Annotated in this window: 9 protein-coding genes; 6 read left to right on the top strand and 3 right to left on the bottom strand. The window is 72.8% G+C overall.

Going from position 1 to position 12,664, the window contains the following annotated elements; genetic code table 11:
- Positions 1-33: 33 nt before the first annotated feature.
- Both Drose_RS21975 and Drose_RS21970 read right to left on the bottom strand, forming a co-directional pair.
- Entirely contained in the window at positions 34-1,506 is a 1,473-nt protein-coding gene (locus Drose_RS21975; protein ID WP_260723177.1) for an MFS transporter, read from the bottom strand.
- 230 nt (positions 1,507-1,736) lie between these two features.
- A complete protein-coding gene (locus tag Drose_RS21970) occupies positions 1,737-3,749 on the bottom strand; it encodes a bifunctional copper resistance protein CopD/cytochrome c oxidase assembly protein (protein WP_260723176.1) in 2,013 nt (670 codons plus the stop codon).
- Between the two features lie 227 nt (positions 3,750-3,976).
- Here Drose_RS21970 and Drose_RS21965 point away from each other — a divergent pair, with 227 nt between their 5' ends.
- Positions 3,977-4,285: a hypothetical protein gene (locus tag Drose_RS21965; RefSeq protein WP_260723175.1), complete on the top strand. Its 309-nt coding sequence runs from the start codon at positions 3,977-3,979 to the stop codon at positions 4,283-4,285.
- A 77-nt stretch (positions 4,286-4,362) separates the two neighbouring features.
- A complete protein-coding gene (locus Drose_RS21960) occupies positions 4,363-5,151 on the top strand; it encodes an inositol monophosphatase family protein (RefSeq protein ID WP_260723174.1) in 789 nt (262 codons plus the stop codon).
- A gap of 76 nt (positions 5,152-5,227) precedes the next feature.
- Here the strand turns inward: Drose_RS21960 and ileS are convergent, their stop codons facing one another.
- The gene (gene ileS, locus Drose_RS21955; protein ID WP_260723173.1) at positions 5,228-8,344 is read right to left on the bottom strand and encodes an isoleucine--tRNA ligase; all 3,117 of its coding nucleotides are present in this window, start codon (positions 8,342-8,344) and stop codon (positions 5,228-5,230) included.
- Between the two features lie 596 nt (positions 8,345-8,940).
- Between ileS and Drose_RS21950 the strand changes: the two genes are divergently transcribed.
- From Drose_RS21950 to Drose_RS21935, 4 genes are read left to right on the top strand one after another with little or no spacing between them, the layout of a single operon-like run.
- Positions 8,941-9,966, top strand: coding sequence for a sulfate ABC transporter substrate-binding protein (locus tag Drose_RS21950; protein ID WP_260723172.1), 1,026 nt, complete (start codon positions 8,941-8,943; stop codon positions 9,964-9,966).
- Entirely contained in the window at positions 9,963-10,811 is an 849-nt protein-coding gene (gene cysT, locus Drose_RS21945; protein ID WP_260723171.1) for a sulfate ABC transporter permease subunit CysT, read from the top strand. The genes Drose_RS21950 and cysT overlap by 4 nt, the downstream gene beginning before the upstream one ends.
- Entirely contained in the window at positions 10,804-11,649 is an 846-nt protein-coding gene (locus Drose_RS21940; protein WP_260723170.1) for a sulfate ABC transporter permease subunit, read from the top strand. Before cysT ends, Drose_RS21940 begins: the two co-directional genes overlap by 8 nt.
- Positions 11,646-12,656, top strand: a complete 1,011-nt coding sequence (locus Drose_RS21935; protein ID WP_260723169.1) for a sulfate/molybdate ABC transporter ATP-binding protein — start codon at positions 11,646-11,648, stop codon at positions 12,654-12,656. The genes Drose_RS21940 and Drose_RS21935 overlap by 4 nt, the downstream gene beginning before the upstream one ends.
- The last annotated feature ends 8 nt before the right edge of the window (positions 12,657-12,664 follow it).

Genomic DNA, 12,664 nt, shown 5'->3' with positions numbered 1-12,664 from the left:
CGAGCTGCCGCGCGGCATCTACTACGACGCGGTTCACGCCGGGCACCAGTTCGGCAGCGGCGACGTGCCGGTCGACCTGGGGCGGCCGCCGGGTGAGCGCAGCAGGCCGTCCGTGCGGTGCGACGCCCGGGCCGTCCGTCCGTTGCGGCGGTGCCGCACGAGTTCGCCCCACGGGGCGGTGTTGGTGCCGACGAGGATCGGCCCGGCTTCGCGGACCACGCGCGGCCCCGGCCGCAGCGGCGCCGGACGGCGGTCCAGCCGGCTGATGTCCGGCACCGGCCAGCACCGGCCGGCCGCGACGCCGGCGCCCAGACCGGCCGCGGCGAGCAGCAACGCCCAGCGCAGGCCGACGGTGTGGGCGCAGAGGCCCCAGCCGACCGTGCCCAGTCCCTGGCCGCCGAACAGCACGACCTGGTACACCGCCAGGCCCCGGGCCCGCACCCAGCTCGGCAGGACGCTGTCCATCGCGGCGTTGGTGTAGGTGAGGGCGATCACCCAGGCCGCGCCGGCCGCGACGAGCACGGCGGCGACCGTGATCGGATCCCGGCTCACGGCGACGACCACGAGGGCCACCAGATACGTGGCGGTGGCGACGGCGATCCGGTCCTTGGGTCGCACGGCGCGCAGGCGCGGCTGGATGAGCGCGCCCGCGACGGCGCCGGCGCCGACCGCGCCGAGCAGGAGGCCGTACCCGTCGACGCCGAGTCCGAGGCGGCTGCCGGCCAGCAGGGGCAGCAGCGCCAGCAGTGCCGAGCCGGGTACGAGGAACAGCAGCGCGTGGCCGAGGAGGCGGCGGACGACGGGCGCGTGCCGCACGTATTGCCAACCGGCCCGCATCGCCGAACCGAAGCACTCCCCGCGGCGTGCGACAGCGGTCTGCTCCGGACGCCACGCGAAGAGCACCGCGACGAATGCGATCACCGTCACCGCGTGGAGCGCGAACACAGCCGACGCTCCGATCCGCGCGATGAGCAGCCCGGCGGCGGCCGGACCGGCGGCCCGCGCGACGTTGGCGCTGATCGCGGCGAGCGCCGACGCCTGCGGTAGCTGGCGGCGCGGCACCAGGTCGGGGGTCAGCGACCCGTACGCGGGCATCGTCAGCGCCGCGCCGGCGCCCAGCGCGCACTGCAGGACGAGCAGCGCCGTCGACCGCAGCTCACCGGCGAGGGCCAGCCCGGCCAGGAGCAGGCAGACGACGGCGATGCCGAGCTGCACCCGGATGAGCAGCCGGCGCCGGTCGACGAGGTCGGCCAGGACACCGGCCGGCAGGCCGAGCAGGAGGACGGGCAGCATGGCGGCGGCCTGGACCAGGGTGACGAGGACGTCGGCGTTCGCGGACCGGCCCGGCCCGGCGACGATGAGCGATTGCGCGCCGACCACCTGCATCGCGGTGCCGACGTTCGCCGCCGACATGGCCAGCCACAGCGCGCGGAAGGTACCGCTGCGCAGGGGAGCCCACGGTGAGTTCGAGTCGACGGTTTCCGTGGCGGCGGGTTGGGCTTTCACGGGGGAGGTGGACCCTTCTCCGGGGGACGGGGAACGCTGACCAGTCTCGCCGGATCGGCGGGGTGCGGGCATCGCCGCCACCGGCCCTTGCCGGCGCGGGGTGTCCCACATCTGGCATACCGGCTAGCCGGTAACGAGGGTGAAGGACCTGCGCGCGACCGGATCCGCTCCGGCGACAGTTCCGGGCATCGATGCCCCGGGGGTCCGCGCCGACCACCCGGGGACGGTGGTCAGCGGCGCTCGGACTCCGCGACGCGGCGCAGGAACGCGTTGTACCGCGCCAGGTCGTCCTCCTCGCCCGTCGCCTCGGCGCGGGCCGCGGCCCGGTCGATGCGCCGCTGCTCGCGCTCGTCGGCGCGGATCCAGCGCACCACGAGCACGATCAGGATGACCGCCGCGGGAATCTCGCCGAAGCCCCACGCCAGCCCGGCACCGACATGCTGGTCGGCGAGGAGGTTGTCGGCCCAGGCGGGATGGACCCTGCCGTACCAGTCGGCGGCGATCACGGTGCGCGACTGCATGAGCGCGACGCCGAGGAACGCGTGGAACACCATCCCGGCGAAGTGCAGCAGGACCAGCAGCGGCGGCGCCATGACCCGCCTGCCGGGATCGACGCCGATGAGCACCCAGTAGAACAGGAACCCCGCCAGCACGAAGTGCGTCAGCATCCAGAGGTGGCCGAGGTGGTACCGCATGAGGAGGCTCAGCAGGTCGCTGAAGTACAGGATGTACAGGCTCACCACGTAGACCCCGAGCGCGACCAGCGGGTGCGACACCAGCCGCACGAACCGGCTGTGCAGGACGAGCAGCAGCCAGTCCCGGGCGCCCCGCACCCCCGGGTCGGCCGGCCTGCGGAGCGTGCGCAGCGCGAGGGTGATCGGGGCGCCGCCGACCAGCAGGATCGGCACGACCATGCCGAGCACCATGTGCTGGGCCATGTGGGCGGAGAACAGCACGTAGGCGTACCGGGCCAGGCCGCCGGCCGTGAACAGGGCCAGCAGCAGCATCCCGGCCAGCCAGCTCGCGGTCCGGCTCACCGGCCACGGGTGACCGGCGCGCCGCAGCCGCCGGACCCCGGCCAGGTACGCGGCCGTGCCGATCACGACGGCGGCCAGGAAGTACGCGTCGACCAGCGGCGGCCAGAACACCCGCACCGCGCTCAGCGGGGCCGGCGCCGGGAAACCGAGCAGGTCGGTGACCGGGTCGGTCACGGCCGGCTCGGTCGGCACCGGCGTCGGCGTGCGCGCCAGCGCCACGGCCAGGCCGAGCGTCGCGGCGAAGGCCAGCACCTCGCCGACCGCCAGGCGGCGGAACGCCCCCGGCGCGCCCGCGCGCAGCACCGGCAGGGTGCGGAAGCGGTGGACGGCGCCGGCGACCCCGACGGCCGTGAGGGCCAGAGCCTTGCCGAGCACCAGCAGCCCGTACCGCGACTGCCACAGCTCATCGACCCCGCCGAGCCGCACGGCGGCGTTCGCCACGCCGCTCACCGCGACGACCGCCCAGCAGGCCAGCGCGAGCCGGCTGTAGGCGTGCGCGGCGACGCCCAGGACCCGGTCCGAGCGCAGCGTCAGCAGCGCCGCCAGCCCACCGACCCACAGCGCCGCCCCGAGGATGTGCGCCGCGAGGCTGGTCACCGCCAACTGATGGTTGCCGGCACCCGCCGCGTGCCCGGTCAACGCCGGCGGCAGCGCGGCGACACACGCCAGGACGGCGACCACACCCGCACCGCCGCGGGTCAGCACGATCCGGCAGGCGACCGCCACCACGGCGGCCAGCACGGCCTGGACGAGGGCCGACTGGCCCTGTGCCACCGACCACGCGAGGCTGCGTACCGCGCCGAACGTGACCGTCGACACCGGCTGGCCGATCAGTTCCGACAGTGTCAGCGGCAGCATCGCCAGGCTCGCCACGGCCCAGCCGGCGGCCCACCACGACGCGCGCCGCAGCAGCCGGTACCCGGCGGGTCCCAGCAACTGCCCCTGACCGTGCCGTCCCCCGCCGCCGGTGCCGGGGTCCGTGCCGGGCAGGAGGAACGCCGCCGTCACGCACCAGCCGACGGTCAGCACGGCGCCGACGTTCACCGCCGCCCGGGTCACGGGCAGGCCCCACGTCGTCCAGGCCCCGGGATCCGGCAGCCCGGCGATCCGCCCGGTGATCCCGCCGCCCCACCGCACCGCGACCACGAGCGTGAGCAGCAACGCCGCGCCGGCACATGCGCCGGTGGCCAGCCGTCGCGCGGTCATCGGGTGCCCGCCACGGAACACAGTGTCGTCAACATCGCTCGGTTGGTCGTCCGCCGGGCCCGTGGAGTTCCCGCGACTCGGAATTGAGGGAGCGCAGGACGGGTAGTCGCGGCGAACCCGCAGTCCGCCGGCGACCGAGGTGGTAGACCGCGCCGGCAGCCCTTGCCCCCGCGCCGCGGACGGGCCAGAGTTGAGGATGGGCCCCGATGCCGGCGAGGTGATGGGACATGGCGTTCATCGTCTTGTTGATCGTGCTGGCGGCGGTGGCGGCCGTGTCGTCGATCGGTGCGTGGTGCGGCAGGTGCCGGCGCCGGGACCTGGTCGAGTCGGTGTCGGAGGAGACGCCGCCGGACGCCCGGTGGGCCGTGCTCGCGGCCGTCAGCGACGCGGACCCCGACGGTGAACGCGTCGAGGCCGTGCTCACCACCTGGCTGCTCGCCGGTTACCTGTCGGCCGAGGACTACCGGCGCGACATGGCCGATCTCGCCCTGCACGACGACCTCCGGCATCCGCTGATCGCCCCGCCCGATCGCTGACCACCGGATCCGCGATCATGAAACGGTGGCCGAACCGCCCGACTGCCGCGGTGCTCGTGATCGCTAGGGTCGACGGCATGGGGATGACGGACGGGGATCTGGCGGTGGCCGCGGCGGAGGCGGGCGCCGCCGTGGTTCGGGCGAAGTACGGCACCGAGCTGGAGCGGTTCGGCAAGGGCGGCGGCGACTTCGCGACCGCGGCCGACGTCGAGGCCGAGCGGGCGATCCTGGGCGTGTTGCGGACCGTGCGGCCCGACGACGCCGTGCTCGGCGAGGAGACCGGCCGCACCGGCGACGCGGACCGCACCTGGCTGGTCGACCCGCTGTGCGGAACGCTGAACTACGCCGCCCGCAGCATGCTGGTCGCGGTGAACGTGGCACTGCGCGACGGCGGTGCGGTGACGGCTGCGGCGTCGGCGGATCCGTTCGCCGGAGAGGTGTTCTGGACGGCCGGCGACGGTGCGTACGTCCGCCGCGACGGCGTCGACGAGCGGCTTGTGCCGACGGCCGACTCCCGGCTGGTCGACGTCAACCTGGACCCGCCGTTCCCGAACGCGCCCGCGTTCCGGGCCACCCGCTTGCTTGGCGATCCGGGCTTCGGCGCCTGGTTCCGGCCGAGGGTACTGTCGACGACGCTCGCGGTGGCGTGGGTGGCGGCCGGCCGGCGGGCCGCGTATCTCACCGACGGCGACCTGCGCGACAGCGTCCACTTCGCGGCGGGTCTCGCGGTGTGCCGCGCCGCCGGCTGCGTCGTGACCGGCCTGCGCGGCCAGCCCCTGCACACCGGCGTGGGCGGGCTGCTCGTCGCCGCGGACGCGCAGACGCACGCGGCACTGCGGTGCCTTGTCGAGGCCGGCTGGTCGTGAGCGTCGAGGGGCCCTGACCGCCGCCGCGCCGGCCGCGTCGGCATCGCGGTGACCGGCGCGGCGTCCGGCGGCGGCGTCAGGCGGGGCGGAGCCAGAACGTCAGGCCGAGGCCCTCGTCCTCGTGCGGCTTCGCGTCCCACCCGGGCTCGCCCGGGCCGAAGCCGGTGGCGAGCACCTCCTCGGCGACCAGGTTCCGGTGCTCCTCCAGGGCCGCGGCCGTCTCCTCGGCGGTGGCGGCGTAACGCAGCTCGATGCGGTCGGTGATCTCGAGGCCGCTGGACTTGCGGGCCTCCTGGATCAGCCGGATCGCGTCGCGGGCCAGGCCGGCCCGGCGTAGCTCGGGCGTCAGGTGCAGGTCCAGCGCCAGGGTCGCGCCCGCCTCCGCGGCGACCGCCCAGCCCTCACGCGGCGTCTCGGTGATGAACACCTCGTCCGCGTCGAGCTCCACCGGCTCGCCGTTCACCGTCACCGTGGCGGTGCCGGTGGCGAGGTCCCGCTTGAGCTCGGCCGCGTCGGCGGCGGCGATCGCCTTGGCGACGTCCTGCACGGCCTTGCCGAAGCGCTTGCCGAGCGGGCGGAAGTTCGCCTTGGCGGTCGTGTCGACCAGCGAGTCGCCGGACGCGGAGACCGGCAGCACGGCGGCGACGTTGAGCTCGGCGGCGATCTCGGCGATCAGCTCCGGGCCGAGGGAGTCGAAGCCGTGGGCCGAGGCGAGCGAGCGGGCCAGGGGCTGACGGGTCTTCACGCCCGACTCGGCGCGGGCGGTGCGGCCCAGCTCGACCAGCCGCCGGACCAGCGTCATCCGCTCGTCCAGCCCGGCGTCGATCAGGGCCTCGTCGGGCTCCGGGTACGCCGCCAGGTGCACCGACGGCGCGGCCGTCGGCTCGACCGGCACGACCAGGTCCTGCCACACCTTCTCGGTGACGAACGGGGTGATCGGGGCGAGCAGCAGGGTCACCGTGCGCAGCGCCTCGTGCAGGGTCGCCAGCGCCGCCGGGTCGCCGCGCCAGAAGCGGCGGCGGCTGCGGCGCACGTACCAGTTGGACAGGTCGTCGACGTACGCGGCGAGCAGCCGGCCGGTCTCCTGGGTGTCGAACGCGGCCATCGCCTCGTCCACCTCGCGCACCAGGACGTTCAGCTCGGAGAGCACCCACCGGTCGAGGATCGGCCGGTCCGCCGGCGCCGGGTCCGACGACGACGGTGCCCAGCTTGCCGTACGGCCGTAGAGCGCCTGGAACGCGACCGTGTTCCAGTACGTCATCAGCGTTTTGCGGACGACGTCCTGGAGGGTGTTGTGGCCGACCCGGCGCGCGGTCCAGGGTGAGCCGGCCGCGGCCATGTACCAGCGCACGGCGTCGGCGCCGTGCTGTTCCAGCAGCGGGATCGGTTCGAGGATGTTGCCGAGGTGCTTGGACATCTTGCGGCCGTCCTCGGCCAGGATGTGCCCGAGGCAGAGGACGTTCTCGTACGAGGACCGGTCGAAGACCAGGGTGCCGACCGCCATCAGGGTGTAGAACCAGCCGCGGGTCTGGTCGATGGCCTCGCAGATGAACCGAGCCGGGTAGCTGCGCTCGAACAGCTCCGTGTTCTGGTGCGGGTAGCCGAACTGGGCGAACGGCATCGCACCCGAGTCGTACCAGGCGTCGATCACGTCGGGCACCCGGGCGGCGGTCGCGCCGCAGCGGCAGGCGAAGGTGACCTCGTCGATGAACGGCCGGTGCGGGTCCAGGCCGGTCAGGTCACGACCGGCCAGCTCGCCGAGTTCGGCGAGCGAGCCGACGCAGGTGAGGTGCCCCTCGGGACAGCGCCAGACGGGCAGCGGCGTGCCCCAGTAGCGGGCTCGCGACAGCGCCCAGTCGACGTTGTTGGTCAGCCAGTCGCCGTAGCGGCCGTGCTTGATCGTCTCGGGGTACCAGTTCGTGCGCTCGTTCTCGCGCAGCAGCTCGTCGCGGACCGCGGTGGTGCGGATGTACCAGGACGGCTGCGCGTAGTAGATCAGCGGGGTGTGGCAGCGCCAGCAGTGCGGGTAGTTGTGCTCGTAGCGCAGCTCCCGGAACAGCAGATCCCGCGATCGGAGGTCGGTGACGAGCGGGGCGTCGGCGGCCTTGAAGAACATCCCGCCGACCAGTGGCACCTCGGGGGCGAACGTGCCGTCCGGGCGCACCGGGTTGACCATCGGCAGCCCGTACGCGCGGCAGGTGGCGAGGTCGTCCGCGCCGAACGCGGGCGCCTGGTGGACGAGCCCGGTGCCGCTGTCGGTGGTGACGTAGCCGGCGAGGACGACGATGTGCGCGTCCGGCACGTCGACCAGGTCGAAGGGCCGCCGGTACGTCCAGCGCTCCAGTTCCTTGCCGGTGAAGGTCTGCCCGGTCCGGCTCCAGTCCGCGCCGAGTGCCTCCTCCACGAGCGCGTCGGCGACGACGATCCGCTCGGCGCCGTCGGTGGCCACCACGTAGGTGACCTCGGGGTGCACCGCGACGGCCGTGTTCGAGACCAGCGTCCACGGGGTCGTCGTCCAGACCAGCAGCGACGCCTGCTCGGCCAGCGGCCCCGAGGTCAGCGGGAAGCGGACGTACACCGAGGGGTCGACGTCCTTCTCGTACCCCTGGTCGAGCTCGTGCGACGACAGCGCGGTCTGGTCGCGGGGGCACCACGGCGCGACCCGGAAGTCCTCGACGAGCAGGCCCTTGTCGAAGATCTGCTGGAGCGACCACCAGACCGACTCGACGTAGCCGGGGTCCATCGTCCGGTACGCGTCGTCCATGTCGACCCAGTAGCCCATGCGCTCGGTCAGCTCGGCGAACGCGTCGGTGTGCCGGGTGACCGACTCGCGGCACCTGGCGTTGAACGCGGCGATGCCGTATGCCTCGATGTCCTGCTTGCCGGTGAAGCCGAGCTCCTTCTCGACCGCCAGCTCGACCGGCAGCCCGTGGCAGTCCCAGCCGGCCTTGCGCGGGACGTGGAAGCCCTTCATGGTCTTGTACCGCGGGAAGAGGTCCTTGAACACCCGCGCCTCGATGTGGTGCGTGCCGGGCATCCCGTTGGCGGTCGGCGGTCCCTCGTAGAAGATCCAGGCGGGCCGGCCCGCGCGCTGCTCGAGGCTGCGCGCGAAGACGCTGTTGGCGTGCCAGAAGTGCAGCACCTCGTGGTCGAGGGCGGGCAGGTCCACCTGCGCCGGTACGGGTCGGTACATCCGTCGTTCCTCCGTCGGGGCTCACTCACCAACGGAGGGACGAGGCCACAACCCCGCGGTACCACCCTCCTTGGCCGCACCTGCGCTGCGGCCCACTCATTCGCTGCGGCCGGTTCTACTCGGCCTCGGTGAGGCCTTTCTTCCGGCGGCTCCGGGGTGATCTTCGCGTCGGGCACGCCCCCGGGCTTCCACCGTCCCCGGGTCGCTTCGGGCTGCGTCCGGCGCTACTCGTCCCCGTCTACGCCTCGCGCGGCCAATGCTACCGCAGGTCGTCGACGCCGGCGCCGCCGTGCCGGGGCACGACCGGCGTTCACCGGGACGAAGCTGCCGGCGGGTCCGCGGCCCGGTCGGTTCGCCGATCCGGGCGCGGCCCCGGACAGGACTTCGCGATCCCAGCTTGACGGCCGGCGCCGAATACCGCAGTATTCCTATCAACTAGATCTAGTTGATAGATTTAGTGTACTTGGGCCGCGGCTCGCGGCGGCTCCTGGGCGCGGTCGACCTGATCGCCCTCATCGTCGGTCTCGACCGCCCGGCGGCCACCGTCAGTCATCCCCGGTATCGCGCAACCCCGACCCCAGGAGGACAGGTTCCCCATGAAGTACCGGATCGGAGCGACCGCCGCTCTCGCGATCGTCGCCGGCTTGTTGCTGTCGGCGTGCGCGGGGGGCAGTGCCGCCTCGAGCGGTGACGCGGTGACGCTCAACATCGTCGGCTACGCGGTGCCCGAGGCGGCGAACAAGGCCATCGCCGCGGAGTGGACCAAGACCCCGGCGGGCAAAGGCGTGAAGTTCCAGACCTCCTACGGCGCTTCGGGAGACCAGAGCCGTGCGGTGGTGGCCGGTCTCAAGGCCGACTACGTGCACTTCTCGGTGAGCAGCGACGTGACCCGGCTGGTCGACGCGGGCCTGGTCGACCAGCGCTGGGACGACGGGCCGAACAAGGGCATCGTGTCGTCGTCGGTCGTGGTCCTGGCGGTCCGTAAGGGCAACCCCAAGAACATCAAGGGCTGGGACGACCTGATCAAGCCGGGCATCGGCATCGTGACGCCGAACCCGGCCTCCTCGGGTGCCGCGCGCTGGAACGCGCTCGCGGCGTGGGGCCACGTCGCCGCCAACGGCGGGACCGACGCGCAGGCCACCGAGTACCTCACCAGGCTCTTCGCGAACGTCGTCGCCCTGCCCGGCAGCGGCCGTGACGCCACCACCGCCTTCCTCGGCGGCACCGGCGACGTGCTGCTGGCCTACGAGAACGAGGCCATCCTGGCCCGGCAGAGCGGCGAGGCGCTCGACTGGGTGCTCCCGGACACCACGATCCTCATCGAGAACCCCGGCGCGGTGCTCAAGAACGCCGACCCGAAGGCGAAGGAATGGCTGGACTTCGTCCTGGGCAAGGACGGCCAGCGCCAGTTCGCCCTCAAGGGCTTCCGCCCGGTCATCGAGGGCGTCGACACCACCGGCGTCAAGGGCGCCATCGACGAGAGCAGTCCCTTCCCGGCCCCGAAGACGCTGCTCACCGTCGACAAGGACTTCGAGAGCTGGTCGGCGCTGTCCAAGAAGTTCTTCGACGAGAAGGACGGCGTCGTCGTCAAGATCATCGCAGCGTCGGGCAAAGCCAAGTGACGTCCGCGACGGTCACCCCGGGCCGATCGGCGGGCAACCGCCGGTCGGCCCGGACCGGGCAGCCGCTCACCCGAGTCTCCGGTCTGGGACTCGGGGTCGCGATGTCGTGGTTCAGCCTGCTCGTGCTCATCCCGCTCGCCGCCGTGGTCGCCACCGCGTCCGCGGACGGCTTCGGCGCGTTCTGGGACGCGATCACCAACGCGCAGACCGCGGCGTCGATCCGGCTCACCGTGGGCACCGCCGTGCTGGTCACCGCGGTCGACGTCGTGATGGGCACGCTCATCGCCTGGGTGCTGGTCCGTGACCGGTTCTTCGGCAAGCGGGCGCTCGAGGTGCTCATCGACATCCCGTTCGCGCTGCCGACCATCGTCGCCGGCCTGGTGCTGCTGTCGCTCTACGGCCCGGCCGGCCCGTTGGGCGTCGACATCGCCAACACCCGGATCGCGGTGTTTCTCGCGTTCCTGTTCGTGACCCTGCCGTTCGTCGTGCGGACCGTGCAGCCCGTCCTCGCCGAGCTCGACCGCGAGGTCGAGGAGGCGGCCGCCTCGCTCGGCGCGAGCCGGTTCACGATCTTCTGGCGGATCATCCTGCCGAGCCTGACCCCGGCCGTCACCGCCGGGGCCGCGTTGTCGTTCGCGCGCGGCGTCAGCGAGTACGGCTCGCTGGTCCTGCTCTCCGGCAACCTCCCGATGCGGACCGAGGTGACCTCGGTGCGCATCCTCAGCAGCATCGAGAACGACAACCTGGAGAACGCGGCGGCGGTGGCGACGGTCCTGCTCGTCATCTCGTTCGCCGTCATCGTCGTGCTCGACCTGATCCAGCGAAGGACGGTGCGCCGTGGCTGACCGTTCCCCGACCACCACCAAGGCCTGGTCCCGCCACCGCGGGCCGCTCGCCCACGTGCTCCGGCTGGTCGTCGTCGCCTACCTGTTCTTCCTGGTGGCGTGGCCGGTGTACCTGGTCGGGCAGAACGCGTTCGGGAACGGTTTCGAGGACCTCCGCAGCATCCTGACCGACCCCGACATCGTCCACGCGCTGCACCTGTCGGTCGAGATCGCGGTCATCGCCGTGGTCGTCAACACGGTGTTCGGCGTCGGCGTCTCGATCCTGCTGGTGCGGTACCGCTTCCCCGGCAAACGCCTGCTGAACGCCCTGCTCGACCTGCCGCTGTCGGTGTCGCCCATCGTCGTGGGTCTCTCGCTCGTGCTCGTCTACGGCGGCCGCTCCGGCTGGTTGGGGCCGACCCTCGAGAGCGCCGGCCTCCAGATTATCTTCGCCGAGCCCGGCATGGTGATGGCCACCGTGTTCGTGGCCCTGCCGCTGGTGATCCGCGAGGTCGTCCCGGTGCTGGAGGAGATCGGCGACGAGCAGGAGCAGGCCGCCCGCAGCCTGGGCGCCGACGCCCCGCAGACCTTCCGCCGGATCACCCTGCCGGCGATCAAGTGGGGCATCACCTACGGCGTCGTGCTGAGCCTCGCCCGGTCGCTCGGCGAGTTCGGCGCGGTCAAGGTCGTGTCCGGCAACGTGCTCGGGCTCACCCGCACGGCCACGCTCGTGGTCGAGGAGAAATACCTGAACTTCGACAAGGGTGGCGCGTACGCCACCGCCTTCCTCCTCGCCCTGGTCGCCGTCGCCGCCATCGTCGTCGTGTCCGTCCTCCGCCCGAAAGAAGCAGACCGGTGAGCATCGAGATCGCGGGCGTGAGCAAGCGCTTCGGGGAGTTCGTCGCGCTCGACGACGTGTCGGTCAGCATCCCGTCGGGCCGGCTCACCGCCCTGCTCGGCCCGTCCGGCGGCGGCAAGTCGACACTGCTGCGGATCATCGCCGGGCTGGAGCGCTCGGACAGCGGCCGGGTCGAGATCGAGGGCATCGACGCGACCGACCTGCCGCCGCAGCGGCGCAACGTCGGTTTCGTCTTCCAGCACTACGCGGCGTTCAAGCACATGTCGGTGCGCCGCAACGTGGCCTTCGGCCTGGAGATCCGCAAACGGCCGAAGCACGAGGTCGCCGCCCGCGTCGACGAGCTGCTCAAGCTCGTGCACCTGGAGCAGTTCGGCGACCGGCTGCCCGCGCAGTTGTCCGGCGGGCAGCGCCAGCGCATGGCCCTGGCCCGCGCGCTGGCGGTGCGGCCGACCGTGCTGCTGCTCGACGAGCCGTTCGGCGCCCTTGACGCCAAGGTGCGCAAGGAACTGCGCGACTGGCTGCGCCGGCTGCACGACGAGGTGCACGTCACCACCGTGTTCGTCACCCACGACCAGGAGGAGGCCCTCGAGGTCGCCGACGAGATCGTCGTGATCAACGAGGGGCGCGTCGAGCAGATCGGGTCGCCGGACGACCTGTACGACCGGCCGGCCAACGACTTCGTCATGCGCTTCCTCGGCCCGGTGACCCAGTTGGGCGATCAGTCGGTGCGCCCGCACGACCTGCGGATCAGCACCGGCGCCGCCGGTCGGGACGACGTCACGGGGCGGGTCGCCCGGATCACGCGGATCGGCTTCGAGATCCGCGTCGAGGTCGCCACGGTCGCCGGCCAGACCGTCGTCGTGACGGTCACCCGCAACGAGTTCCTCGCGTCCGGCATCGACGTCGGCGCCACGGTGCACCTGCGGATCGCGCCGGGCAGCCCCACCACGGCCGCGGTGACCGGTCGGCCGTCCGTCCTGGAGGATCTCGCCACCACCGCGCGGTGAGCCGCCAG

The organism is Dactylosporangium roseum (assembly GCF_025264685.1).
In the GTDB taxonomy this organism is placed as follows: domain Bacteria; phylum Actinomycetota; class Actinomycetes; order Mycobacteriales; family Micromonosporaceae; genus Dactylosporangium; species Dactylosporangium roseum.
The sequence above is the reverse complement of the archived record's forward strand: the minus strand, read 5'-3'. Positions and strand labels throughout refer to the sequence as shown.